The 22,831-nt window shown below is 61.8% G+C and carries 28 protein-coding genes and 2 tRNA genes; 5 read left to right on the forward strand and 25 right to left on the reverse strand.

Features of this window, described 5'->3' with window-relative positions; all coding sequences use genetic code 11:
- Nucleotides 1-14: 14 nt before the first annotated feature.
- Nucleotides 15-1,991, reverse strand: coding sequence for an MFS transporter (locus tag WH303_RS17830; RefSeq protein WP_339520123.1), 1,977 nt, complete (start codon nt 1,989-1,991; stop codon nt 15-17).
- A 55-nt stretch (nt 1,992-2,046) separates the two neighbouring features.
- Nucleotides 2,047-2,901 carry a hypothetical protein gene (locus tag WH303_RS17835; RefSeq protein WP_339520124.1) on the reverse strand — a complete coding sequence of 285 codons (855 nt, stop codon included), beginning with the start codon at nt 2,899-2,901 and terminating at the stop codon, nt 2,047-2,049.
- Between the two features lie 91 nt (nt 2,902-2,992).
- Here WH303_RS17835 and WH303_RS17840 point away from each other — a divergent pair, with 91 nt between their 5' ends.
- Nucleotides 2,993-3,745 (forward strand): helix-turn-helix domain-containing protein, encoded by a 753-nt coding sequence (locus WH303_RS17840; RefSeq protein WP_116926318.1) that lies wholly within the window; start codon nt 2,993-2,995, stop codon nt 3,743-3,745.
- Here the strand turns inward: WH303_RS17840 and WH303_RS17845 are convergent.
- Together WH303_RS17845 and WH303_RS17850 are read right to left on the reverse strand one after the other, a co-directional pair.
- The gene (locus tag WH303_RS17845; protein ID WP_339520125.1) at nt 3,742-4,995 is read right to left on the reverse strand and encodes an FIST signal transduction protein; all 1,254 of its coding nucleotides are present in this window, start codon (nt 4,993-4,995) and stop codon (nt 3,742-3,744) included. The genes WH303_RS17840 and WH303_RS17845 overlap by 4 nt on opposite strands.
- Nucleotides 4,996-5,073: 78 nt before the next feature.
- The gene (locus WH303_RS17850) at nt 5,074-5,997 is read right to left on the reverse strand and encodes a PhaM family polyhydroxyalkanoate granule multifunctional regulatory protein (protein ID WP_339520126.1); all 924 of its coding nucleotides are present in this window, start codon (nt 5,995-5,997) and stop codon (nt 5,074-5,076) included.
- A gap of 155 nt (nt 5,998-6,152) precedes the next feature.
- Here WH303_RS17850 and WH303_RS17855 point away from each other — a divergent pair, with 155 nt between their 5' ends.
- Nucleotides 6,153-6,566, forward strand: coding sequence for a VOC family protein (locus tag WH303_RS17855; RefSeq protein ID WP_027011219.1), 414 nt, complete (start codon nt 6,153-6,155; stop codon nt 6,564-6,566).
- 150 nt (nt 6,567-6,716) lie between these two features.
- On the opposite strand, the gene WH303_RS17860 is transcribed toward WH303_RS17855, so the two are convergent.
- The 20 genes from WH303_RS17860 to WH303_RS17955 all read right to left on the reverse strand — a co-directional run bounded on the left by WH303_RS17860 (nt 6,717) and on the right by WH303_RS17955 (nt 17,832).
- Nucleotides 6,717-6,793: transfer RNA gene (locus WH303_RS17860), tRNA-Met, on the reverse strand.
- A 209-nt stretch (nt 6,794-7,002) separates the two neighbouring features.
- Nucleotides 7,003-7,079 (reverse strand) — tRNA-Met (locus WH303_RS17865).
- 166 nt (nt 7,080-7,245) lie between these two features.
- Nucleotides 7,246-7,632 (reverse strand): 50S ribosomal protein L17, encoded by a 387-nt coding sequence (gene rplQ, locus WH303_RS17870; RefSeq protein WP_021028321.1) that lies wholly within the window; start codon nt 7,630-7,632, stop codon nt 7,246-7,248.
- A gap of 104 nt (nt 7,633-7,736) precedes the next feature.
- A complete protein-coding gene (locus WH303_RS17875; RefSeq protein ID WP_021028320.1) occupies nt 7,737-8,732 on the reverse strand; it encodes a DNA-directed RNA polymerase subunit alpha in 996 nt (331 codons plus the stop codon).
- Nucleotides 8,733-8,851: 119 nt separating this feature from the next.
- A complete protein-coding gene (gene rpsD / locus WH303_RS17880) occupies nt 8,852-9,475 on the reverse strand; it encodes a 30S ribosomal protein S4 (protein WP_021028319.1) in 624 nt (207 codons plus the stop codon).
- Nucleotides 9,476-9,557: 82 nt separating this feature from the next.
- A complete protein-coding gene (gene rpsK, locus WH303_RS17885; protein ID WP_021028318.1) occupies nt 9,558-9,959 on the reverse strand; it encodes a 30S ribosomal protein S11 in 402 nt (133 codons plus the stop codon).
- A gap of 18 nt (nt 9,960-9,977) precedes the next feature.
- A complete protein-coding gene (gene rpsM / locus WH303_RS17890) occupies nt 9,978-10,343 on the reverse strand; it encodes a 30S ribosomal protein S13 (RefSeq protein ID WP_021028317.1) in 366 nt (121 codons plus the stop codon).
- Nucleotides 10,344-10,365: 22 nt separating this feature from the next.
- Nucleotides 10,366-10,479 (reverse strand): 50S ribosomal protein L36, encoded by a 114-nt coding sequence (gene rpmJ, locus WH303_RS17895; protein WP_003050535.1) that lies wholly within the window; start codon nt 10,477-10,479, stop codon nt 10,366-10,368.
- Nucleotides 10,480-10,572: 93 nt separating this feature from the next.
- Entirely contained in the window at nt 10,573-11,892 is a 1,320-nt protein-coding gene (secY, locus tag WH303_RS17900; RefSeq protein ID WP_021028316.1) for a preprotein translocase subunit SecY, read from the reverse strand.
- A 21-nt stretch (nt 11,893-11,913) separates the two neighbouring features.
- Nucleotides 11,914-12,345, reverse strand: a complete 432-nt coding sequence (gene rplO, locus WH303_RS17905; protein ID WP_027011218.1) for a 50S ribosomal protein L15 — start codon at nt 12,343-12,345, stop codon at nt 11,914-11,916.
- An 11-nt stretch (nt 12,346-12,356) separates the two neighbouring features.
- Complete coding sequence (gene rpmD, locus WH303_RS17910) at nt 12,357-12,539, reverse strand: 50S ribosomal protein L30 (RefSeq protein WP_021028314.1); 183 nt, start codon at nt 12,537-12,539, stop codon at nt 12,357-12,359.
- Between the two features lie 11 nt (nt 12,540-12,550).
- The gene (gene rpsE, locus WH303_RS17915; RefSeq protein ID WP_027011217.1) at nt 12,551-13,069 is read right to left on the reverse strand and encodes a 30S ribosomal protein S5; all 519 of its coding nucleotides are present in this window, start codon (nt 13,067-13,069) and stop codon (nt 12,551-12,553) included.
- Between the two features lie 15 nt (nt 13,070-13,084).
- Nucleotides 13,085-13,450 (reverse strand): 50S ribosomal protein L18, encoded by a 366-nt coding sequence (gene rplR / locus WH303_RS17920; RefSeq protein WP_021028312.1) that lies wholly within the window; start codon nt 13,448-13,450, stop codon nt 13,085-13,087.
- A gap of 11 nt (nt 13,451-13,461) precedes the next feature.
- Entirely contained in the window at nt 13,462-13,995 is a 534-nt protein-coding gene (gene rplF, locus WH303_RS17925; protein ID WP_027011216.1) for a 50S ribosomal protein L6, read from the reverse strand.
- 26 nt (nt 13,996-14,021) lie between these two features.
- Nucleotides 14,022-14,417, reverse strand: a complete 396-nt coding sequence (gene rpsH, locus WH303_RS17930; protein WP_021028310.1) for a 30S ribosomal protein S8 — start codon at nt 14,415-14,417, stop codon at nt 14,022-14,024.
- An 18-nt stretch (nt 14,418-14,435) separates the two neighbouring features.
- Complete coding sequence (gene rpsN, locus WH303_RS17935; RefSeq protein ID WP_021028309.1) at nt 14,436-14,741, reverse strand: 30S ribosomal protein S14; 306 nt, start codon at nt 14,739-14,741, stop codon at nt 14,436-14,438.
- A gap of 8 nt (nt 14,742-14,749) precedes the next feature.
- On the reverse strand, nt 14,750-15,298 hold the full coding sequence (gene rplE / locus WH303_RS17940; protein WP_021028308.1) for a 50S ribosomal protein L5: 549 nt from the start codon (nt 15,296-15,298) through the stop codon (nt 14,750-14,752).
- Between the two features lie 10 nt (nt 15,299-15,308).
- Nucleotides 15,309-15,626, reverse strand: a complete 318-nt coding sequence (gene rplX, locus WH303_RS17945; RefSeq protein WP_021028307.1) for a 50S ribosomal protein L24 — start codon at nt 15,624-15,626, stop codon at nt 15,309-15,311.
- A 12-nt stretch (nt 15,627-15,638) separates the two neighbouring features.
- Nucleotides 15,639-16,007: a 50S ribosomal protein L14 gene (rplN, locus tag WH303_RS17950; RefSeq protein ID WP_003050500.1), complete on the reverse strand. Its 369-nt coding sequence runs from the start codon at nt 16,005-16,007 to the stop codon at nt 15,639-15,641.
- A 226-nt stretch (nt 16,008-16,233) separates the two neighbouring features.
- Nucleotides 16,234-17,832: a glycerol-3-phosphate dehydrogenase/oxidase gene (locus WH303_RS17955; protein ID WP_312986262.1), complete on the reverse strand. Its 1,599-nt coding sequence runs from the start codon at nt 17,830-17,832 to the stop codon at nt 16,234-16,236.
- A gap of 348 nt (nt 17,833-18,180) precedes the next feature.
- Here WH303_RS17955 and WH303_RS17960 point away from each other — a divergent pair, with 348 nt between their 5' ends.
- Both WH303_RS17960 and glpK read left to right on the forward strand, forming a co-directional pair.
- Nucleotides 18,181-18,954 carry a DeoR/GlpR family DNA-binding transcription regulator gene (locus WH303_RS17960; RefSeq protein ID WP_021028305.1) on the forward strand — a complete coding sequence of 258 codons (774 nt, stop codon included), beginning with the start codon at nt 18,181-18,183 and terminating at the stop codon, nt 18,952-18,954.
- 67 nt (nt 18,955-19,021) lie between these two features.
- On the forward strand, nt 19,022-20,515 hold the full coding sequence (glpK, locus tag WH303_RS17965; RefSeq protein ID WP_339520130.1) for a glycerol kinase GlpK: 1,494 nt from the start codon (nt 19,022-19,024) through the stop codon (nt 20,513-20,515).
- Nucleotides 20,516-20,584: 69 nt separating this feature from the next.
- On the opposite strand, the gene aqpZ is transcribed toward glpK, so the two are convergent.
- The gene (gene aqpZ / locus WH303_RS17970) at nt 20,585-21,286 is read right to left on the reverse strand and encodes an aquaporin Z (RefSeq protein ID WP_021028304.1); all 702 of its coding nucleotides are present in this window, start codon (nt 21,284-21,286) and stop codon (nt 20,585-20,587) included.
- A gap of 146 nt (nt 21,287-21,432) precedes the next feature.
- Between aqpZ and WH303_RS17975 the strand changes: the two genes are divergently transcribed.
- Nucleotides 21,433-22,707 (forward strand): esterase-like activity of phytase family protein, encoded by a 1,275-nt coding sequence (locus WH303_RS17975; protein ID WP_339520131.1) that lies wholly within the window; start codon nt 21,433-21,435, stop codon nt 22,705-22,707.
- Nucleotides 22,708-22,831 lie beyond the last annotated feature (124 nt).

Below are 22,831 nucleotides of genomic sequence, written 5' to 3' on the forward strand. Positions count from 1 at the left end.
TTGTCCAGCCTGCATTATCCCAAAGCGGGCGAGCCACTGCCATGGCCCCTCTCCTGGTCGAGCAACTCGCCCACGCGCTGGCGCAGCTGCTCGGCAGAGCACTCGGCAGCCGGGCTGGCAGCGCCAATGCGCAAGGTCACGCGGTTGAAGAAGCCTCGGCGGAACGGCCGGGTCATCGCGCCCTTGGGCTCGATGCGGCTGAAGAACGACCCCCAGAGGTTGGTCAGCGCCATCGGCACCACAGGTACCTCCAGCCCATCGGCACGGGCCTGCTCCAGGATCTTCATCACGCCGCCCTTGAAGGCCTGCAGCTCGCCATCGCGGGTGATGCCGCCTTCGGGAAAGATAGCGAGCAGATCGCCCTCGCGCAGCACCTGCGCGGCCCGGGCAAAGGCGGCTTCGTAGACGGCAGGGTCTTCGCTGCGGGGCGCCACCGGAATCGCCTTGCACAGGCGGAACAGCCAGCCCAGCAGGGGCGTGCGGAAGATGCGGTAGTCCATCACAAAGTAGATCGGGCGCGGGCTGGCGGCCATCATCAGGATGGGGTCGACAAAGCTGACATGGTTGCAGGTCAGCAGCGCCGGCCCGCTGGTGGGGATGTGCTGCGCGCCCTGCACGCGAAAGCGGTAGACCAGGTTGGTGACCAGCCAGGCAATGCAGCGCAGCAGGTATTCGGGCACCAGCAAGAAGATGTAGGTGGCAACGATGGCATTGGCAATGCCAGTGAACAGAAAGATCTGCGGCACCGTGAAGCCCGCGCCCAGCAAGGCGCCGGCAATGACCGAGCTGGCAATCATGAACAGCGCATTCAAGATATTGTTGGCCGCAATGATGCGGGCGCGGTGCGTGGGTTGGCTGCGCAGCTGGATCAGCGCATACATGGGCACGCTGTAGAGGCCCGCAAACAGCGACAGCAGCGCCAGATCGGCCATCACGCGCCAGTGCGCCGGCTGGCTGATGAAGGCCAGCGCCGTCCAGGCCTGGGCCGGCTGCGCCAGGCCGCGCGAGGCAAAGTACAGGTCAATCGCAAACACACTCATGCCGATGGTGCCAATGGGCACCAGGCCAATCTCCACCTGGCGGCGCGAGAGCACTTCGCACAGCAGCGAACCCAGGCCGATGCCGATGGAAAACACCACCAGCAGCAGCGAGGCCACATGCTCGTTGCCATGCAGCACCTCCTTGGCAAAGCTGGGGAACTGGCTCAGAAACACCGCGCCAAAGAACCACATCCAGCTGATGCCCAGCAGCGAGCGGAACACCACCACATTGCCGTGCGCCAGCTTCAGGTTGCGCCAGGTCTCGCTCACCGGGTTCCAGTTGATCTTAAGGCCCGGGTCGGTGGCCGGCACCACCGGCACGCCTTGCGCCGTGAGGCGCCCCACCACCGCCAGGCCCAGGCAGGCCACGCCCACCGCGGCATGGCCGATACCGGGCAGAGCCACCAGCAGGCCACCCACGACATTGCCCAGCAAGATGGCGACAAAAGTGCCCATCTCGACCATGCCATTGCCGCCGGTCAGCTCATCGTCGCGCAGCACCTGGGGCAGGTAGGCAAACTTCACCGGCCCGAACAGCGTGGAATGCAGGCCCATCAAGAACACGCAGCCCAGCAGCAGCGCCGGGCTCTCGATCCAGAAGCCCACACCAGCGATCAGCATCACGCCAATCTCCAGATCCTTGACGAAGCGGATCATGCGGTGCTTTTCGTACTTGTCGGTCAGCTGCCCCGAGGTGGCCGAGAACAGCAAAAACGGCAGGATGAACAAGGCCCCGATCACCAGGCCGGCCATGGCAGGCGGCATCCAGGCCACCTGCAGCTGGTAGGTCACCATGACGGTGAAGGCGAACTTGAACAGGTTGTCGTTGGCGGCCCCGGCGAACTGGGTCCAGAAGAAAGGGGCAAAGCGGCGCTGGCCCAGCAAGGCAAACTGGTTGGGATGGTCTGGCGCCTCAGTGGCAGGCACAGACGGGGCATGTGGACGGTTCATGGAACAAGCATCTCCTGGCGGATCAAGGGCGGTGGGGGTGGTCGGTACCGGGCATTCAGCGCAAACGCCCTGCCCCCAGCGCGCCGCCCCCGATTGTGCCTGCGGACGCGCGGTTTGCGTGCGCCCGATGGCGCAGTTGCTGCAAGCTGCGCAGCAGCGGCAACACCGCCAGCGCAGCGGCCAGGTGCTTGAGCGCATGGCCGGCCACCAGATGGCCGCTGCCGGCCCAGACAGCGGCATCGCCCAGCTCGAACAGCTTGGCCAGCGCATACCAGGCCACAACGGCGGCCAGGGGCCAGCGGATGAGATGAGCGGCCGGTGGGCTGCGCTGCTGCCACAGCGCCAGTACCACCAGCAGCACCATGCCTGCGCCTTGCAACACGGCCCAGGGCAGCAACTGCCCGGTCTGCAACCAGCTCCACAGCGCCAGCGGCCCGCCCAGCAGCACGGCGAGTGCTGTCAGCCAGGCGGCGCGGGCGTTCAGCAGCGACTGCAGCGCCAGGCCCAGCACACCGGCAAACACCGGCACCATGCCCATGCGGTCCCAGAAGACGCGCACATCACCGGGCAGCAGGTGGTAGTAGGACGAACCAACGGCAGTCAGCACCAGGCCGCCAAACACCAGCAGCAACCAGGGCGTCGCCCCTTGGGAGCGCAGCGTCTCCGCGGGCGTTTTGAAAGCCGCGAGCAAGCCCCAGATGCCGACCAGCAAGAACGGCAGATTGCTCAGCACATCGGCCGCATTGACCAGGCCCAGCAGCGGGCGCTGGTCGGCAAAGTCATGGTAATGGGCCGCCTGCGGCACATGGGGCCCCAGGCAGGCGAGAGCCAGCATGGCGGCATAGAAGGCGTACAGCGCGTATTCCGCAGCCAGGCTGCGGGGGCTTGGGGGTTGGGAGGTATCAGTCATGGCCTGCACTGTGCCGCTGGCGCGCCAGAGCGTCTCGCAATCCCGGCGCGATCCCCTATGATGGCACCCAAAGTATGACAGGACGATACCCATGAGCACCACCGCCGATCTGGTACTGGCATTGAAGAAAGAGCTGAAGGCCGCACAGATGACCTATGCCGACCTGGCCGAGGCGCTGGGCATGGCCGAGTCCAGCGTCAAGCGCATGCTGGCCAAGGGCGACATGCCGCTGTCGCGCATCGATGCCATCTGCCATGTGCTGCGCCTCGATTTTGCCGACCTGGCGCGCCGCGTGGCCGACAACCAGCCGCTGATCAAGGAGCTGACGCAGCAGCAAGAGCAGGCGGTGGTGGCAGACAAGAAGCTGCTGCTGATGGCCATCTGCGTGCTCAGCCAGTGGACGCTGGAGCAGGTGCTGGCCACCTACCGCTTGAGCGAGGCCGAGGGCATCAAGTACCTGGCGCAGCTCGACCGTATCGGCATCATCGAGCTGCGCCCGATGAACCGCTACCGGCTTAAGCTGGCCAAGACCTTCCGCTGGCGCCCGCATGGCCCGGTGATGGAGTATTTCCGCGAGAACGCGGTGCACGACTATTTCTCGGGCACCTTCGACAAATCCGGCGAGGGCTTGATGCTCGTGCATGGCGCCATCAGCCGCACCCTGGCGCCGGCCTTTTTGGAGCGCCTGCAGCGCGTGGCCCAGGACTTTGCACAGCAGCACCTGACCGACCAGCGCCTGCCCGAGAAGGAGCGCGAGGGCTACACCCTGCTGCTGGCCATGCGCAGCTGGGAGCTGTCGGTGTTTACCGAAATGCGGCGCCTGCAGCCGGGTGGCAACCGCTAAGCGGCCTGGGTAAACAGCATCAGCGCACCGGCATAGCGGTGCAGCTGCTGGCCGGCAATCTCGCCCTGGCTGTAAAAACCCACCAGCGGGATATCGCCCAGCACATGGTGGATCAGCTCCAGCTCGGCGCCGGGCACGCCGAAATAGGGACTCGCCCGCTGCGCGCAGCTGATGTAGACGGCCCCTGCAATGCGGCGGCCGGCCGCCGCATCGCCCAGGGCGCTATCGCCCAGCGGCAGACAGGTCTGCGCCTCGGCGGGCGACAGCGACTCTTGCAGCTCGGCACACATGCGCAGCAAATCAGCGCGGGCCGCCGACAGGTTGCGCTGGCAAAAGCACAGGTACTGCTGGGGCTGCGCCAGCTCTGACAGCACAATGCCCCGGCTGGCCATGTCCACGCCCACCAGCGGCACCACGCGCGCCTCCGGGCCCAGCTGCCCGGCGTGCACAGCCGATTCGGGCGCATGCGGCTCCAGCGCGGCATGGATATGGCGCATCGTGCGGGTGGCCCGCTCGGGGTCCGCATCCAGCCGCACGGGCATCAGCTCTTCAAGCACATCGAGCGCGGGCCGGCCATCCAAAGCCAGCACCACATGGCCTTGCATCGCGGTGATGCGCATGCGCGCGCCCATGACCTGGCAGCCCTGGGTCAGCTCCTGCACCACACCGGCATCGGCAGAGAACGCCAGGCCCGAGAGCCCACCGCGCAGCACCCCGCTGTGGCTCGGGCCCAGCGCCTTGCTCCAGGCCAGTTGCAGCGGCGCCACCGCCTCGGAGTTGAGGCCGCCAAGCACGCTGCCGGCGCGCGTACGCGCGGCCAGCTCTTCGAGCAGTTCTGCAAAATCCGGCAGGCCCGCATCGGCATGCACCAGCGCGCGCTCCCAGGGCGATGTAGGCGCCACCGGCAGTGGTGCGATGCCCGAAAACAGGCGGTAGGAATGGGCAGGCAGCTCCAGCAGCATGACCGACAGCGCTGGCTCGTTCAGGTATTCGGCATGCGAGGCCATCACGCCCACGCCGACCGAGCCGCTCCAGTCGCCGATCTGCGGAAACTCGTCCTGCAAGGCTTCCAGCAGCTGCGGCGCATGGCGCGCAAAGGCATCGGTGAAATACACCAGCCCCAGGTTGGGCGCGCTGGCATAGCCCGCCTGGGCCATGCGGCCACGCAGTTGGGCCACCACCAGCGCCACGGCCATCCGCCAGTCGGGATGGGTCACATGGCCATAGGGAAAAAGCTTTGTGCCTGCCATTGTCAAAAACCTGCTGCTGCGCGGCGGCCAGGCCAGTCCCGCGCTAAAAAATCACCAACGCTCAACCGTACTGTTGACTCAACGCTGGCCGGGGGAAGGCTTGCGCGGGGCGGCCTTCCGCGGGGCGGCCTTGCGTGGCGCGGACTGTCGGTTGCCGTTGGTGGGCGTCGCCTTGGGGGGGGCCGTCTGTTTGCTGGGCTGCGGCCCGCTCTTGGGCTTCTGGGTAGACGCCTTGCCAGCGTTGCCAGCGTTGGCATGGCTTGTCGAAGTCGCGCTGCGCTTGGCTGCAGCCGGCTGGCCCATCGCCGCTTTGGCCGCCGCCTTGCCGGCTTCGGCCATCTCTTCGGCTGTGCTGCGCACTGCCTGCGCGGCAGTGGCTGCCGCCTGCTGGGTGCTGGCCGCATGGGCCATCGCCTGCTCGGTGACATCCTGCACCGCCTGCTGGGCAATGTGCTGGAACTGCTGGGTCAGCGCGCCCCACCACTGCATGGGATCGGTCACCGAGGCTGCTGCGGCACTGCTGGCCGGCTCGGCTTTTTCAGGGGCTTCTGCGGCGGCGGCTGGCGCGGGAGCCGGTGTGGCTGCAGGCGCTGGGCTGGGTGCGGCTTGCGCTGGGGCCGAGGCCTGCGGCGCAGCCGCTGCGGCAGCTTCTTGCGCCTGCGCTGCCGTGCTCTGCGCAAATTGCTGCCAGCTTTGCACCATGGTGCTGGCCCAGTTCTCTACCGGCACATTCATCGTCTGCAAGGCCGACAAGGTCATCTTCTGCACTTCCATCGCCTGGATGGTGGCGGCCAGCGCCCGCTGGTTCTGCTCCAGCCAGAACAGCACGGTTTTCAGCTCCTGAATCCGCTTTTCCAGGTCCGGCACATTTATCGTGGGCGCCACCCATTCCTGCCATTGCGCAAAAGCCGCAGAAGGCTTGGAGCTGCTGCCCGCTGCGAGCTTTTGCAGAAAATCGAAACCAGGGGCAAAGGGGTTGAATGACTGGGCGGAGTCCTGCATGGTGTTGTCTCCAGGGGTTGGGGCTGTTGGCCGCGGTTGCAATGCCAGGGTGTATGCTGCACAGCTTAGCGGATTGTGCAGCCCCTGCCTATGTGATAAATCGCTTGCGGCTGCGTACGACCACCCTTGCAACCCTGCCTTTTGAGCCCGCCACCATGCAGAGCCTTTTCCATCTCGCCTTCCATGTGCACGACCTGGATGCTGCACGCCACTTCTACCGCGACACGCTCGGCTGCGCCGAAGGCCGCAGCACCGACAGCTGGGTGGATTTTGATTTCTTTGGCCACCAGATCTCCTGCCACCTGGGCAAGCCTTTTGAGACCAGCAACACCGGCCTGGTGGGCAACCACAAGGTGCCGATGCCGCACTTCGGTCTGGTGCTGAAACTCGAAGACTGGAAGCAGCTGGCCGAGCGCCTGCGCGCCGCCAACACCCGTTTTGTGCTGGAGCCCCAGGTGCGCTTTGAAGGCGAGCCCGGCGAGCAGTGGACGATGTTCTTCTATGACCCGAGCGGCAACCCGATCGAGGTCAAAGGCTTTCGCTCGCTGGAGCAGTTGTACGCGCATTGATGGGGCGCGGAGGCCCCGCGACTGACGGCGGGGCGGGCGCTGGTGCTACCCTGCCCTGGGCGGGTGGCGCATCGACCCTGCCCGGTTGCTTGTTGACGCACGGGGCGCGGACAACAAAAAAGCCAGCTCGAAAGCTGGCTTTTGGTGTTCTGGTTGCGCGAGAAGGATTTGAACCTCCGACCTTTGGGTTATGAGCCCAACGAGCTACCAGACTGCTCCATCGCGCACCGCAATTATAGCGCGACTTTGGTACTGCATTTTGGCCGAATGCGCTTTTAGCGTATATTTTTTGCGCTTCGACTTTTATAGCAATCTTGGCGGGGTCAAAGCGGCGGCCTTAGCGGCCCACTTTTCCGGCTGACCAGCCCGGCCCGCAACGGTGCTGCCCGGCAGCCGGGCACAAAAAAGCCAGCTCGAAAGCTGGCTTTTGGTGTTCTGGTTGCGCGAGAAGGATTTGAACCTCCGACCTTTGGGTTATGAGCCCAACGAGCTACCAGACTGCTCCATCGCGCACTTGCATTATAGCTCGGGTTTTCCTTAATACGAAGCGCTTTGTCATCATTTGGAAAACTATTTGTGCAGATGGGCCTCCAGCGCAGCCTGGAGCGGTCGGAAAACGCGCGGCGCCAAAGAAAAAGCCCACCGGAGTGGGCTTTTTCAGTCAGAACCTGCAGAGGGCTTATTCTGCTGCGGCATCACCGGCTTCTTCAGCGCGGTCCACCAGTTCAACATAGGCCATAGGCGCGTTGTCGCCCACGCGGAAACCCATCTTCAGGATACGGGTGTAGCCGCCTGGACGGTTGGCCGAGCGAGGACCCAGCACGTTGAACAGCTTGGTGACGCTGTCGCGGCTGCGCAGACGGTCAAAAGCCAGACGGCGGTTAGCCACGGTGTCCACCTTGGCCAGCGTGATCATGGGCTCGATCACCTTGCGCAGTTCCTTGGCTTTAGGAACGGTGGTCTTGATGGCTTCGTGCTCGATGAGCGAATTCATCATGTTTTGCAGCATCGCCTTACGGTGAGACGAGGTGCGGTTCAGTTTGCGGAGGCCGTGTCCGTGACGCATGGTGCTTTTCCTTTTAGATTGATTCAATCAAACAGCCGTATCAGGTACTGTTCGACGCACTACGATTGAGCTCTCCCACCATTGGGAGAGCTCTCCATTATAACTTAACGCTTTTCCAAACCGGCTGGTGGCCAGTTTTCAAGCTTCATACCCAGGGTCAGACCACGGGAAGCCAACACTTCCTTGATCTCGTTGAGCGACTTGCGACCCAGATTCGGGGTCTTGAGCAACTCATTTTCGGTGCGCTGGATCAGGTCACCGATGTAGTAGATGTTCTCGGCCTTCAAGCAGTTGGCGGAACGCACGGTCAGCTCCAGCTCGTCCACAGGACGCAGCAGGATCGGATCGAACGTGGCGTTGTTGCGCGCCTGGCCACCTGGCTGGTCGAACACATCCAATGCGCCGCCTTCGAGCTGCGCAAACACGGCGAGCTGTTCCACCAGGATCTTGGCCGACGAGCGCACTGCATCTTCTGCAGCGATGGCGCCGTTGGTTTCGATCTCGAGAACCAGCTTGTCCAGATCGGTACGCTGCTCCACACGGGCGGATTCGACCGTGTAGCTGACGCGCTTGATCGGCGAGAACGATGCATCCAGCACAATGCGGCCGATCGACTTGGTCGACTCGTCACCGTAGCGGCGCACGTTACCGGGCACATAGCCACGGCCTTTTTCCACCTTGATCTGCATGTCCAGCTTGCCGCCTTGCGACAGGTTGGCGATGACATGATCAGGGTTGATGATTTCTACATCGTGAGGCGTCTGAATGTCAGCAGCCGTCACCACGCCTTCGCCATCCTTGCGCAGGCTCAGCGTCACTTCGTCACGGTTGTGGAGCTTGAACACCACGCCCTTGAGGTTCAGCAAGATGTTGACCACATCTTCCTGGACGCCGTCGATAGACGAGTACTCGTGCAGCACACCTGCAATGGTCACTTCCGTCGCTGCATAACCCACCATCGAGGACAGCAGAACACGACGCAGCGCATTGCCCAGCGTGTGCCCGTAGCCGCGTTCAAACGGCTCCAGCTCTACCTTGGCGCGATTGTGGCCCAGCTGTTCTACGTTAATTGTCTTGGGTTTCAGCAAATTGGTCTGCATGCAAACTTCCTCTCAATACCCCCGGCTCGTTACACCGGTAAGGCTGGTGAAGCACCAGAACCGCGATGCCTCGCGGTTCTGGGACGGATACACTTTCGCAGTCGAAAACGACCGTGAAATTAACGAGAATACAATTCGACGATCAGCGATTCGTTGATGTCAGCACCGAATTCATCGCGGTCTGGAGACTTCTTGAAGACGCCTTCAGCCTTGTCAGCCGACACGTCCACCCAAGCGGGGAAGCCCACTTGACCGGCCAGTTGCAGCGACTCAACGATACGGGCTTGCTTCTTCGACTTTTCGCGCACAGCCACCACGTCGCCTTCCTTCACCGAGTAGGAAGGAATGTTGACCGATTGACCGTTCACGGTGATGGCCTTGTGGGACACCAGCTGACGCGCTTCGGAGCGGGTCGAGCCAAAGCCCATGCGGTACACCACGTTGTCCAGACGGCTTTCCAGCAGGCTCAGCAGGTTCGCGCCGGTGTTGCCACGGCGACGATCAGCTTCAGCGAAGTAACGGCGGAATTGCTTCTCCAGCACACCGTAGGTGCGCTTGACCTTTTGCTTTTCACGCAGTTGCAGACCGTAGTCCGAGGTACGCGTGCCGGAGGTACGGCCGTGTTGACCTGGCTTGGTGTCCAGCTTGACCTTGTCCGCGATCGAGCGACGTGCGCTCTTCAGGAACAGGTCTACGCCTTCGCGGCGGGAAAGTTTGCCCTTAGGGCCAATAAAACGTGCCACTTGAATATCCTTTTTTCAGCTACCGCATAAATGCGGGAGCCGCCAGTGCACCATGCACTGGCGGCGGTGGGCTTATGGTGAGTTAGATACGACGACGCTTTTGAGGGCGGCAGCCGTTGTGCGGGACTGGCGTCACGTCGGAGATCGACGTGATGCGGATGCCCAGTGCACCCAGAGCACGCACCGAAGACTCGCGACCTGGGCCTGGGCCCTTGATCTCGACGTCCAGGTTCTTGATGCCCTGTTCCATGGCAGCACGGCCGGCCACTTCGGAAGCAACCTGGGCTGCGAAAGGCGTCGACTTACGCGAGCCCTTGAAACCCTGGCCACCCGACGAAGCCCAAGACAACGAGTTGCCTTGGCGGTCGGTGATCGTGATGATGGTGTTGTTGAACGAAGCGTGAACGTGTGCAATGCCGTCAGAAATGTTCTTGCGAACTTTCTTACGTACACGTGCAGCTGCGTTGTTCTGAGACTTAGCCATTGTGTACCTTCAATCTCTTTATTTCTTCAAAGCCGCTGCGCCTTTGCGCGGACCCTTGCGGGTACGGGCATTGGTGCGGGTACGCTGACCACGCATGGGCAGACCACGACGATGACGGAAACCGCGGTAGCAGCCGATGTCCATCAAACGCTTGATGTTCATCGTGGTTTCACGGCGCAGGTCACCTTCCAGGGTCAGGTGAGCGATTGCGTCGCGGATCTTTTCCAGATCAGCGTCCGTGAAGTCCTTGACTTTCTTGGCGTAGTCGATACCAGCGGCTTCGCAGATCTTGCGAGCGGTGGTGCGACCGATGCCATAGATAGCGGTCAGGCCGATCTCCGCATGCTTGTGCGGAGGGATGTTAATACCAGCAATACGTGCCATTTGTGTCCTCTAATACTTTAGATTAACCTTGGCGCTGCTTATGGCGCTGGTCGGTGCAGATCACGCGTACGACACCCTTGCGACGGATGATCTTGCAGTTACGGCAAATCTTCTTTACCGAAGCTGAAACTCTCATTTCATTCTCCTAAAACTTCCATCCGCTCCAGTCTGTGACGGCATTTCAAATATTTAGCCCGAACAGACTGGAGGGCACACTTTCCTGTCGATCTCAGTTTTTGGCTGAGGCCTTGAAGTTCGCCTTCTTCAGAAGCGACTCATACTGCTGAGACATCATGTAGTTCTGGACCTGGGACATGAAGTCCATGGTCACCACCACGATGATCAACAAGGAAGTGCCACCGAAATAGAACGGAACGTTGTACTTCAGGATCAAGAACTCTGGCAGCAGACACACGAAGGTGATGTAAACAGCACCCGCAAGCGTCAAACGCACCAAAATCTTATCAATATAACGTGCTGTCTGATCCCCTGGTCGAATCCCGGGAATAAAGGCACCACTCTTCTTCAGGTTATCGGCCGTTTCGCGGCTGTTGAAAACCAAGGCCGTATAGAAGAAGCAGAAAAAGATGATCGCTGCGGCATAGAACATCACATAGATGGGCTGACCAGGAGTCAGCGTGCTAGCAATGTCCTTGAGCCAACGCATCGATTCGCCAGCGCTGAACCAGTTCACAACAGTGGCAGGCAGCAAGATGATCGACGAAGCGAAGATGGGAGGAATCACACCAGCCATGTTCAGCTTCAGTGGCAAGTGCGAAGACTGACCACCATACACCTTGTTTCCAACCTGACGGCGCGCGTAGTTCACCAGGATCTTGCGCTGTCCACGCTCGACAAACACGACGAAGTACGTCACGGCTGCCACTACGAGAACAATGAAGATCGCGGCAATGATGCTCATCGCACCAGTACGCACCAATTCGAGCAATCCACCGATGGAGCTGGGCAGACCCGCAGCAATACCGGCGAAAATCAGGATCGAGATCCCGTTGCCCAAACCACGCTCGGTGATCTGTTCACCCAGCCACATCAGGAACATCGTACCGGCGGTCAAGCTGACCACAGCGGTAAGACGGAACCCGAAACCAGGGCTGAGGACCAAACCGGCAGTGCCTTCCAGTGCCACGGCAATGCCGAGCGACTGGAACAGCGCAAGCGCCAATGCACCGTAACGGGTGTACTGGGTAATCTTGCGACGGCCGGCTTCGCCTTCCTTCTTCATCTGTTCGAATGTCGGGACGACGTAGGTCATCAATTGCATGATGATCGATGCCGAGATGTACGGCATGATCCCCAGTGCAAACACGGTGAAGCGCGAGAGCGCTCCGCCCGAGAACATGTTGAACAGGTTGAGAATGCCACCCTGTTGGCTATTGAACAGCTGCTGCAACTGGTTGGGATCGATACCAGGCACCGGAATGTGAGCTCCGATGCGGTAGACGATCAGCGCCAGCAACAGAAAAACCAAACGACGACGCAGATCGCCGTATTTACCGGTCTTTGCAATAGTTGCGGTGTTCGTAGCCACTGATGAATCTTTCAGAAAGGGTTAGGCGACGCTACCGCCAGCAGCTTCGATCGCAGCCTTGGCACCAGCGGTGGCGCCAATGCCGTTCAGCTTGACAGCCTTGGACAGAGCACCGGTGTTGATCACCTTGACGACCTTGGCGCGTTGGCCAACCAGACCGGCTTGCTTGAGCACTGCCAGATCCACATCCGCAGCGCCCAGCAGCTCGAGAGCAGCCAGGGAGACTTCGGCGTTGAACTTCAACGTGGTGGACTTGAAACCGCGCTTGGGCAGGCGACGCTGCAAAGGCATTTGACCGCCTTCGAAGCCTACCTTGTGGTAGCCACCCGAACGCGACTTTTGACCCTTGTGACCACGGCCGGCGGTCTTACCCAGACCCGAACCGATACCGCGACCCACGCGACGCTTGGCGTGCTTGGCACCTGCTGCAGGCTTGATGCTATTGAGTTCCATCATCAATCCTTTCAGAGAACCTTCACCAGGTAGGCGATCTTGTTAATCATACCGCGCACTTCGGGGGTGTCCTTCAGTTCGCTGATGCTGTTCAGCTTGCGCAGACCCAGACCACGCACGGTGGCGCGGTGGTCTTCTTTGGTACCAATCGGGCTACGCACCAGTTGGACCTTCACAGTTTGTTGCGTTGTCATAGTGACTCCGATCAGACGAACAGGTCTTCAACCGACTTGCCACGCTTTGCAGCCACTTCCGCAGGGGTCGTGGAGTTGTTCAAAGCGTCGAAAGTGGCGCGAACCATGTTGTAGGGGTTCGACGAACCATGGCTCTTGGCCACGATATCGGTGATACCCAGAACTTCGAAGACGGCGCGCATGGGGCCGCCGGCGATGATACCGGTACCCTTGGGGGCAGGAGCCAACATCACGTTGGCAGCGCCATGGTGACCCATCACTTTGTGATGCAGGGTGCCGTTCTTCAACGAAACCTTGATCATGTTGCGACGGGCTTCTTCCATAGCCTTCTGCACGGCAGCAGGCACTTCCTTGGACTTGCCCTTGCCCATGCCAACGCGGCCGTCACCATCGCCAACCACGGTCAGTGCAGCGAAGCCGAGAATACGACCACCCTTCACAACCTTGGTGACGCGGTTGACCGCGATCATTTTTTCGCGCAAACCGTCGTCATTCGCCTGGTCTTGCACTTTGGGGGAAAATTTAGCCATTTCTATCCACTCCGCTTAGAACTGCAGGCCGGCTTCGCGGGCTGCATCAGCCAGAGCCTTGACGCGGCCGTGGTAGGCGAAACCTGCACGGTCGAATGCAACCTTCTCAACGCCAGCTGCCTTCGCCTTTTCAGCGATGCGCTTGCCGATGAGAGTAGCTGCGGCGGTGTTGCCACCCTTGCCAGCTGCGCCCAGGTTGCTGCGCACTTCGGCTTCTGCCGTAGATGCGGTTGCAATCACCTTGGTGCCGTCGCCGGAAATGATCGTGGCATAGATATGGAGGTTCGTACGGTTCACCGTCAAACGCGCAACGCCTTGGTTGGCAATGCGGATACGGGTTTGCAGGGAACGACGAAGACGCTGCTGTTTCTTGTTCAACATGATGCAGCTCCTTATTTCTTCTTAGTCTCTTTGATCGTGACCTTCTCATCCGCATAACGGATGCCCTTGCCCTTGTAAGGCTCGGGAGGACGAACGGCACGAATCTCAGCTGCCAGCTGACCAACGCGTTGGCGGTCAGCACCCTTGATCACCACTTCCGTAGGGGTAGGGGTGGCCACGGTGATGCCAGCAGGCATTTCAAAGTTGACTGGGTGGGAATAACCAACGCTCAGGTTCAGCTTGCTGCCAGAAGCAGCGGCCTTGTAACCCACGCCGACGAGAGACAGCTTCTTCTCGAAGCCCTTGCTCACACCAACCACCATGTTGTTCACCAGCTGACGCATGGTGCCGCTCATGGCATTGGCTTCACGGGAGTCATTCACCGGCTCGAAAGCCAGCTTACCGTCGTTGTTGGAAACCTTGACCAGGGCGTTAGGGGTCAGCAGCAGCGTGCCGCCTGCGCCCTTGACGCTGATTTGGTCTTCCTTGATGGAGACATCCACACCTTGGGGGATGCTCACAGGCATTTTTGCTACACGGGACATGTCAGTATTTCTCCTTCAATGCCGCGTTAAGCCACATAGCAAAGCACTTCACCGCCGACACCGGCAGCGCGCGCTTTACGATCGGTCATCACACCCTTAGGCGTGGTCACGATTGCAACACCCAGGCCGTTTTGGACTTGAGGAATTGCAGTGCAGCCCTTGTACACACGCAGGCCAGGACGGCTTACGCGCTCGATACGCTCGATCACTGGGCGACCGGCGTAGTACTTCAAGGTAATTGCGAGTTCAGACTTGCCATCTTCGGTCTTCACTTCGAAGCCATCGATGTAACCCTCGTCCTTCAAAACCTGTGCAATGGCAACCTTCACTTTGGAGGAAGGAACCAGCACGGTGGCTTTGGACACCATTTGTGCGTTACGGATACGGGTCAGCAAGTCAGCGATTGGATCACTCATGCTCATGTTTAATCTCCTGACTGCTTACCAGCTGGCCTTGGTCACGCCTGGGATGGCGCCGACGAATGCCAGTTCACGAATCTTGGCGCGGCCCAGACCGAATTGACGGAAAGTGCCACGGGGGCGACCCGTGATTTCGCAACGTGCACGTTGACGAGTGGGGTTTGCATTGCGAGGCAGCTTTTGCAGGCCCAGACGGGCTGCATCACGCTCTTCGTCGGAACGCTTAGCGTCGCCGGCGATGGCCTTCAGTTCTGCATACTTGGCTGCGTACTTGGCAGCCAGCTTTTCACGCTTCAGTTCGCGTTGGATCAGTGCTTGTTTAGCCATGCATCACCTCAGTTCTTGAACGGGAAGCGGAAAGCCTGCAACAGTGCCTTGCACTCGTCGTCATTCTTCGCAGTCGTCGTAATGCTGATATTGAGACCACGCAGTGCGTCGACTTTGTCGTACTCAATTTCAGGGAAGATGATTTGTTCTTTGACGCCGATGTTGTAGTTGCCACGGCCATCAAAGGCGCGGCCAGAAATACCACGGAAGTCACGCACGCGGGGCAGGGCCACGGTGACGAAACGGTCCAGGAATTCATACATCTGAACGCCGCGCAGGGTCACCATGCAGCCGATAGCTTGGCCTTCGCGGATCTTGAAACCAGCGATAGCCTTCTTGGCCTTGGTCACCACAGGCTTCTGACCAGCAATCTTGGTCAGGTCAGCCACGGCGTTGTCCATCACCTTCTTGTCGGAGACGGCTTCGCTCACACCCATGTTCAGGGTGATCTTCGTCAGGCGAGGCACTTCCATGGAGGAGGTGTAGCCGAACTTCTTCATCAGTTCGGGAGCGATTTGCTCACGGAATTGTTTTTGCAGTCGTGCAACGTTTGCCATGTCTTACTCCTTAGGCTGCGATTTCAGCGCCATTGGACTTGAACACGCGAACACGTGCGCCGTCGGCGTTCACCTTGATGCCCACGCGATCAGCCTTGCCGGTTGCCGCATTGAAGATAGCCACGTTGGATTGGTGGATAGGCATGGCCTTTTCCACGATACCGCCGTTGGTGCCCTTCATGGGGTTTGGCTTGACGTGCTTCTTCACCATGTTGATGCCTTCGATCACCAGGTGGGAGTCATCCGCACGCAGGGTCACGGTGCCACGCTTGCCCTTGTCACGGCCGGTCAGCACGATAACTTCGTCGCCCTTGCGAATCTTGTTCATAGTGCTATTCCTTTAGAGAACTTCGGGGGCCAGCGACACGATCTTCATGAACTTTTCGGTACGCAGTTCACGGGTCACGGGGCCAAAGATGCGGGTGCCGATAGGCTCCAGCTTGGCGTTGAGCAACACAGCGGCGTTGCCATCGAATTTGACGAGCGAACCGTCAGCACGGCGAATACCCTTTGCGGTACGCACCACCACTGCACTGTAGATCTCGCCTTTTTTGACGCGTCCACGTGGAGCAGCTTCTTTCACGCTCACCTTGATAATGTCACCAACGCTCGCATAGCGACGGTGCGAACCACCCAGCACTTTGATGCACTGGACAGACTTCGCGCCGGTATTGTCGGCAACCTCGAGTCGAGATTCTGTCTGGATCATTTCAATATTCCCAACTTGCACCAGCAGACCAGACAGCCCAATAAGAATTAATCCTCATGGACAGCCAAGCAGCCAGTCAGTCTTGGGCCCGTCGTCCACACCGCAACCATTTACGATGCTTCTCCTGGGCAGAAACCTCGCGCATTAAACGCGAAGCCCTCCATTGTGTCAGAGCTAGCACACCTCGTCAAGGGCGCGCACCCAAACCAGCGGTAAATTTGTATTTTTACGCCACTTTTTCGCCGGCGTACTGCTGCGCCAGCACCAGGAAGGCGGTCAGGGCCGTATCCGACCCCAATTCTTCCTGCAAGATCTCGGCCACGCGCGGCGCCAGCTTGGCGGCCAGGCGGGCATCCAAAAACAGCAGGCGGCTGCGGCGGGCAAGCACGTCTTCGACAGTGCGTGCATATTCATAGCGCGCAGCAAAACGCACCATGGCCTCGCTCAGGCCATTGGCCAGCCAGACATCGGCACCCGGCAGGGTGGCAACAAACTCGGCCTCGCTACCATAGGAGTGCATGCCTTGGGCCATGTGCATGCTGTGCTGGGCGCGGCCCGATGCGGGCGTGCCCACCAGCGGCAGCTTCACGGTCACGCCACCGGGCTTGCGCGGCAGGCGCTGGGCATCGAAGCAGGCGTTGAGCACGTCTTCTGCCATCGCGCGGTAGGTGGTCCACTTGCCACCGGTCACCGTCACCATGCCGGACTTGCTGGTCAGCACCGTGTGCTCGCGGCTGATGCCCTTGGTGTTTTCGCCATCGTCATCCTGCGGCTTGACCAGCGGGCGCAGGCCGGCCCACATGCTGCGCACATCGGCCATCGTGGGGGCGCGGCTGAGGTACTTGCCCGCCTCGCTCAAGATGAACTTCAGCTCTTCGTCAAAAGGCCGGGGTTCGCGCGCCAGGTCATGGCGCGGCGTGTCGGTCGTGCCCAGAATCACCTTGCCCAGCCACGGCACCGCAAACAGCACCCGGCCGTCAGCCGTCTTGGGCACCAGCAAGGCATGGTCCGAGGGCAGGAAATCGCGGTCCACCACCAGGTGCACGCCCTGGCTGGGCGCTACCATGGGCTTGACGGGCTTGCCCATCATCTCGGCATCCTGCTGGCGCAGGTGGTCCACCCAGGGCCCCGTGGCGTTGACCACGCAGCGCGCACGCACCGTGTAGCGCTGGCCGGACTCGGCATCCTTGCAGACCACGCCAGCGACCCGGCCCTCTTCCTGGATCAGCTCCATCACCGGGCAGTAGTTGACCAGCAAGGCGCCCTTGGCTGCGGCCGTGCGGGCCAGCGCGATGGCCAGGCGGGCATCATCGAACTGGCCGTCCCAGTATTTGACGCCGCCCTTCAAACCCTTGTCCTGCACTGTGGGCAGCAGGCGGCGCGTGGCGCCGGCCGACAGAAACTGCGTGGATCCCAGGCCCGCCTTGCCCGCCAGCGCGTCGTACATCTTGAGGCCAATGCCATAGAACGGCGTGTCCAGCATCTTGTAAGACGGCATCACAAAGGCCAGCGGCTGGGCGATATGGGGCGCGTTGTTCAGCAAGGTCGTGCGCTCATGCAAGGCCTCGCGCACCAGCGAGATATTGCCCTGCGCCAGGTAGCGCACGCCGCCATGCACCAGCTTGGTGGCGCGCGACGAGGTGCCCTTGGCAAAGTCCATCGCTTCGAGCAGCGCCACCTTGAAACCGCGCGCGGCCGCATCAAGCGCCACCCCCAGCCCCGTGGCCCCGCCCCCCACCACCACCAGGTCAAATACCGGCGTGGCGCCCAGGCGGGCCAGCAAATCAGTACGGTGAACAGACAGCGGAGCAGCAGCAGTGGACATGCGAAATAGAAAAGAAGGTCTGAGGGTTGCGGCGCGCCAGGTCTGGCCAGGAACGCCGCAAAGTGCCAAAGCCTGGAAGCGAGATTCGCTTTTGCGCTTTTGTCTCTAAATTTTATTCGTTTTTGATCTTTTTTGTTCGTTATTGGCAAATTTGCTGTGGGCGAACCCCAAGATCTCAGCGGCGCAGCATGCCAGCCTGGCATGCCAATCTGATGACAAAACCAGCCGCCAGCCATGGGCTGCTGCGGTGGCTGCGCCCGGGGGCGGGCGGCAGGCACCCCGCCGAACTGTTGCGTTTTGCACTATATTGGCGGGAGTTTTCGTTTTTATTCGTTTCAGACCCACGCCATGACGGAGCTCTACAACAGCAACCCTCGCCAACTGCTGCTCTTGCAAGAGGTGCAGCGCCGCAGCTCGGCCACCGTCGAAGAGCTGGCCGCCTTTCTGGGCGTGACCCTGCAGACCGTGCGCCGCGATGTGCAGCGGCTGTCCGAAGCCGGGGTGCTCACGCGCTTTCATGGCGGCGTGCGCGTGCCCAACTCCACCACAGAAAATCTCGCCCACCAGCAGCGCGAAGCCCTCAATGCCGACGGCAAGACCCGCATCGCCCAGGCCGTGGCTGCCCAGGTGCCGCACAACTGCTCGCTGATCCTGAACATCGGCACCACGACCGAGGCGATTGCCCGCGCGCTGATGCAGCACCGGGGGCTGCGCATCATCACCAACAACCTCAACGTGGCAGCCACCTTGAGCAGCAATGCCGATTGCGAAGTGATCGTCGCTGGCGGCGTGGTACGCGGCCGCGACCGGGGCATCATCGGCGAGGCCGCGGTGGACTTCATCCGCCAGTTCCGCGTGGACATTGCGCTCATCGGTATTTCCGGCATTGAATCGGACGGCAGCCTGCGCGACTATGACTTCCGCGAAGTGAAAGTGGCCCAGACCATCATGGACCAGGCACGCGAGGTCTGGATGGCGGCCGACCACAGCAAGTTTGGCCGCCCGGCGATGGTCGAGGTGGGCCCGCTCTCGCGCATCGACCGGCTGTTTACCGATGCCCCGCCGCCCGATCCTTTCCCCCGGCTGCTGCAGGAAGCCCATGTGCGCTGCACCGTCGCCTGACGGTGGGGCACCGCCCCCGACCCCTTTGTTGACTTGATTGAATACCGGCTCAGACCGGCCTTGAGACATGACCTATCTGCTCGCTCTGGACCAGGGCACCTCCAGCTCCCGCACCATCGTGTTTGACCGCCAGGGCGCCATCGTGGCCCAGGCGCAGCGCGAGCTGCCGCAAATCTACCCCCGCCCCGGCCATGTGGAGCACGACCCGATGCAGATCTGGGGCACGCAGCTGGCCACGGCGCAAGAAGCGCTGCAAGCCGCCGGCATCAGCGCCAGCCAGGTCACCAGCCTGGGCATCACCAACCAGCGCGAGACCACCATTGTCTGGAACCGCAAGACCGGCCAGCCCATCCACAATGCGCTGGTCTGGCAGGACCGCCGCGCCGAGCCCGTCTGCGCCCAGCTGCGCGCCGATGGCCATGCCGCGCTGATCCAGGAAAAAACAGGCCTGCTGGTGGATGCCTATTTTTCGGGCACCAAGCTGCAGTGGCTGCTGGACCATGTGCCCGGCGCGCGCGCTGCTGCCGAGCGCGGCGAGCTGGCCTTTGGCACGGTCGACACCTGGCTGGTCTGGCAGTTGACCCAGGGCCAGCGCCATGTCACCGATGTGAGCAACGCCAGCCGCACCATGCTGTTCAACGTGCACAGCAATACCTGGGACCAGGAGCTGCTGGACCTCTTGCACATCCCGCGCTCGCTGATGCCCGAGGTGCAGCCTTCGGCCAGCCATTTTGGCGATACCGCCGCGCAGGTACTGGGCGCGGCCATCCACATTGGCGGCATGGCCGGCGACCAGCAAAGCGCGCTGTTTGGCCAGGCCTGTTTTGCGCCGGGCATGGCCAAGAACACCTATGGCACTGGCTGCTTCATGCTGATGCACACCGGAGCGCAGTTCCACCCCTCGCGCAATGGCCTGCTGACCACCAGCGCCGCGCAGACCGACACCATCCCGCAGTTTGCACTCGAAGGCAGCGTCTTTGTCGGCGGCGCCGTCGTGCAGTGGCTGCGCGATGGCCTGCGCGCCATTGAGCACAGCGGCCAGGTGCAGCAGCTGGCCGAGAGCGTGCCCGACAGCGGTGGCGTGATGATGGTGCCCGCCTTTACCGGCCTGGGCGCGCCCTATTGGGATGCCGATGCCCGAGGCACCATCACCGGCCTGACCCGGGGCACGACGGTGGCCCATATTGCGCGGGCTGCGCTGGAATCCATTGCCTACCAAAGCGCCGCGCTGCTGCAGGCCATGAGCCTCGATGCCGTCGCCAACGGCGGCCAACCGGTGACGGAATTGCGCGTGGATGGCGGCGCCAGCGTCAACAACCTGCTGATGCAGTTCCAGGCCGATCTGCTGGGCATCCCGGTGGTGCGCCCGGCCTGCGTGGAGACCACTGCGCTGGGCGCCGCCTACCTGGCGGGCCTGACCACGGGCATCTACCAAAACAGCGAAGAGCTGTCGGCGCTGTGGAAGGCCGAGCGCCGCTTTATGCCCACGCAGGACAAGGCGCGTGCCGATGCGCTGATGGCACGCTGGGAACAGGCGGTGCGCCAGACCACGGCGCGCTAAACGGCTTTTCCCAAAACGACAACAGGGGCCGCAGCCCCTGTTGTTGTCTATGCCTTCAATGGGATCCGCTTATTCCTCGTCGCCACGCAGCAAGGCGCGGTGGATCAGCGCACCGATCACGGCACCCACAATCGGCGCCAGCCAGAACAGCCACAGCTGCTCCAACGCGATGGCGGGGCCAAACAGCGCAGGACCGGTGCTGCGTGCAGGGTTGACCGAAGTATTGGTCACGGGGATCGAGATCAGGTGGATCAAGGTCAGGCACAGGCCAATGCTCATGCCGGCAAAGCCCACGGCCGCCTTCTTCGTGGTCGAGCCCAGGATCACCAGCAGGAACACCGCCGTCAGCACCACCTCGGTCAGCAGCGCGGCCAGCATCGAGAACTTGCCTGGCGAGTGTTCACCAAAGCCATTGGTGGCCAGATCGGTGACCTGCGCGCCTGCCTTGCCGCTGGCAATCAGGTACAGCAGGCCGGCCGCCACAATCGCGCCCAGCACCTGGGCAATGATGTAGCCCGGCAGGTCCGAGGCCTTGAAGCGCCCGGCCACCGTCAAGCCGACCGAGACGGCCGGGTTGAAATGGCCGCCCGAGATCGGGCCAAAGGCATAGGCGCCGGTCAGCACCGTCAGGCCAAAGGCCAGCGACACGCCCAAAAGGCCAATACCCACCTCAGGAAAAGCAGCGGCCAGCACCGCGCTGCCGCAGCCGCCAAAGGTCAGCCAGAACGTACCCAGGCATTCTGCCGACCATTTTTGCAGGTTGGATGTCATTTCTCTTACCCCTTCATCAGTCAGACCCGCGGCATGCAACGCACACACAGGCGAGCCCTAGTAGCCGAGATGATAAGGAGCGAGCCGCGTTTGAAAATGTCAACAATTGCCGGTGCAACAAGCGCGCTACACTTGCTGAAAATGCTATGAAAATCAAGACTCAAATACATTATTCGTTCGGTCTATTCAACGCGCTGTCGCTCTCTGTTGTGCTGCTGCTTTTGGCCGGCTGCAAGACCTCTCCCGAGCCCGCCCAGGCCCCCATCTCTCCATCCCCCAACACCCCAGGTGCCGTCGCCTGCCATGCCCCTGGCAGCCCGGCCTTGCAGCTGCTGGGCGAGCAACGCTGGCCGCTGGACACCGCATGGGCCGGCGTGCCCATCGGCGGGCTCTCGTCGATCGACTACAACCCCGCCGATGGCAGCTACTACCTGGTAAGCGACGACCGCTCGGCCAAGGACAGCGCCCGCTGGTACCAGGCCCGTATCCGCTACGACGCCAGCGGCCTGCAGCAGGTCAGCATCACCGGCCAGCAGTACCTGCAGACACCGGCAGGCAGGCCCTACCCCAGCAGCCGCACCGCGGCAGCGGACACGGCCGTGCCCGACCCCGAAGCGCTGCGGCTGCTGCCCGGCGGGCGCAGCGTGGTCTGGAGCAGCGAAGGCGACTTTGCACGCGGCTTTGGGCCTTCTTTGCAGCAGGCCGGGCTCGATGGCAGCTGGCAACAAACCTGGCCGCTGCCCGCGCTGTTGCAAGGCCCACTGCAGCCCGAAACCGGCCGGGGCCCGCGCAACAACATGACCCTGGAAGGCATCGCAATCAGCGAGGACCAGCGCAGCCTGTGGTTGGCCATGGAGGGCGCCTTGCGCCAGGACGGTCCGCTGCCGCGCCGGGGCCAGATCGGCGGGCCGCTGCGCATCACCCAGTACGACCTGGCCAGCCAGCAGCCTGTGCGCCAGATCGCCTATATCCCCGATGCGCTGCCCAAGGACAACCTGCTGCTGCCACTCATTGCGATCAATGGCGTCAGCGAGATCCTGGCCGATGGGCCCGACCACCTGCTGGTGCTCGAGCGCGCCTATGTGCTGGGCGCAGGCTTTTCTGCACGCCTCTACCGCATCAACACCCAGGAAGCCAGCGACACCTTGGCCATCGATGCGCTGCAGGACGCGGCATACACCCCCGCCCACAAGGAGTTGCTGCTGGATTTTGCGCAGCTGAGCCTGCGCAGCGTGGACAACCTCGAAGGCATGGCCTGGGGCCCGCGCCTGGCCAGCGGCGAGCGCGTGCTGCTGCTGGTCAGCGACAACAACTTCAACCCGGCCCAGGTCACGCAGTTTCTGGCGCTGGTCGAGACAACGGCCTGCGCCGGCGCATCGGGCAACACATCCGGCCAGGCCGAGCAATCGCATCGCAATTGAAATTGATAGCAAAACCTGTGCGCCCTGCATGGCTTGCCGCGCCAGCGGTTTGAGCTTTGCGCGGGCCGCCGCTATAGTGGCAGCCACAGCAGCACGCGCTGGTTTTTGCCCCTCTCTCTTTGTT

The organism is Comamonas sp. MYb69 (genome assembly GCF_037479315.1).
GTDB lineage: Bacteria > Pseudomonadota > Gammaproteobacteria > Burkholderiales > Burkholderiaceae_C > Comamonas.

What these genes read in the sequence shown, in the direction of transcription:
- rpsE (WP_027011217.1), bottom strand. Translation starts at nt 13,069, where the DNA reads ATGGCTAAATTTTCCCCCAAAGTGCAAGACCAGGCGAATGACGACGGT.
- rplR (WP_021028312.1), bottom strand. Translation starts at nt 13,450, where the DNA reads ATGTTGAACAAGAAACAGCAGCGTCTTCGTCGTTCCCTGCAAACCCGT.
- WH303_RS17960 (WP_021028305.1), top strand. Translation starts at nt 18,181, where the DNA reads ATGACGGAGCTCTACAACAGCAACCCTCGCCAACTGCTGCTCTTGCAA.
- rplO (WP_027011218.1), bottom strand. Translation starts at nt 12,345, where the DNA reads ATGGAACTCAATAGCATCAAGCCTGCAGCAGGTGCCAAGCACGCCAAG.
- rpsH (WP_021028310.1), bottom strand. Translation starts at nt 14,417, where the DNA reads ATGAGCATGAGTGATCCAATCGCTGACTTGCTGACCCGTATCCGTAAC.
- WH303_RS17835 (WP_339520124.1), bottom strand. Translation starts at nt 2,901, where the DNA reads ATGACTGATACCTCCCAACCCCCAAGCCCCCGCAGCCTGGCTGCGGAA.
- WH303_RS17875 (WP_021028320.1), bottom strand. Translation starts at nt 8,732, where the DNA reads ATGCAGACCAATTTGCTGAAACCCAAGACAATTAACGTAGAACAGCTG.
- rplQ (WP_021028321.1), bottom strand. Translation starts at nt 7,632, where the DNA reads ATGCGTCACGGACACGGCCTCCGCAAACTGAACCGCACCTCGTCTCAC.
- WH303_RS17840 (WP_116926318.1), top strand. Translation starts at nt 2,993, where the DNA reads ATGAGCACCACCGCCGATCTGGTACTGGCATTGAAGAAAGAGCTGAAG.
- WH303_RS17850 (WP_339520126.1), bottom strand. Translation starts at nt 5,997, where the DNA reads ATGCAGGACTCCGCCCAGTCATTCAACCCCTTTGCCCCTGGTTTCGAT.
- rpsK (WP_021028318.1), bottom strand. Translation starts at nt 9,959, where the DNA reads ATGGCTAAGTCTCAGAACAACGCAGCTGCACGTGTACGTAAGAAAGTT.
- WH303_RS17830 (WP_339520123.1), bottom strand. Translation starts at nt 1,991, where the DNA reads ATGAACCGTCCACATGCCCCGTCTGTGCCTGCCACTGAGGCGCCAGAC.
- aqpZ (WP_021028304.1), bottom strand. Translation starts at nt 21,286, where the DNA reads ATGACATCCAACCTGCAAAAATGGTCGGCAGAATGCCTGGGTACGTTC.
- glpK (WP_339520130.1), top strand. Translation starts at nt 19,022, where the DNA reads ATGACCTATCTGCTCGCTCTGGACCAGGGCACCTCCAGCTCCCGCACC.
- rpmD (WP_021028314.1), bottom strand. Translation starts at nt 12,539, where the DNA reads ATGACAACGCAACAAACTGTGAAGGTCCAACTGGTGCGTAGCCCGATT.
- rpsN (WP_021028309.1), bottom strand. Translation starts at nt 14,741, where the DNA reads ATGGCTAAACAAGCACTGATCCAACGCGAACTGAAGCGTGAAAAGCTG.
- rplF (WP_027011216.1), bottom strand. Translation starts at nt 13,995, where the DNA reads ATGTCCCGTGTAGCAAAAATGCCTGTGAGCATCCCCCAAGGTGTGGAT.
- WH303_RS17845 (WP_339520125.1), bottom strand. Translation starts at nt 4,995, where the DNA reads ATGGCAGGCACAAAGCTTTTTCCCTATGGCCATGTGACCCATCCCGAC.
- WH303_RS17955 (WP_312986262.1), bottom strand. Translation starts at nt 17,832, where the DNA reads ATGTCCACTGCTGCTGCTCCGCTGTCTGTTCACCGTACTGATTTGCTG.
- WH303_RS17855 (WP_027011219.1), top strand. Translation starts at nt 6,153, where the DNA reads ATGCAGAGCCTTTTCCATCTCGCCTTCCATGTGCACGACCTGGATGCT.
- rplX (WP_021028307.1), bottom strand. Translation starts at nt 15,626, where the DNA reads ATGAACAAGATTCGCAAGGGCGACGAAGTTATCGTGCTGACCGGCCGT.
- rpmJ (WP_003050535.1), bottom strand. Translation starts at nt 10,479, where the DNA reads ATGAGAGTTTCAGCTTCGGTAAAGAAGATTTGCCGTAACTGCAAGATC.
- WH303_RS17975 (WP_339520131.1), top strand. Translation starts at nt 21,433, where the DNA reads ATGAAAATCAAGACTCAAATACATTATTCGTTCGGTCTATTCAACGCG.
- rplN (WP_003050500.1), bottom strand. Translation starts at nt 16,007, where the DNA reads ATGATCCAGACAGAATCTCGACTCGAGGTTGCCGACAATACCGGCGCG.
- rpsM (WP_021028317.1), bottom strand. Translation starts at nt 10,343, where the DNA reads ATGGCACGTATTGCTGGTATTAACATCCCTCCGCACAAGCATGCGGAG.
- rplE (WP_021028308.1), bottom strand. Translation starts at nt 15,298, where the DNA reads ATGGCAAACGTTGCACGACTGCAAAAACAATTCCGTGAGCAAATCGCT.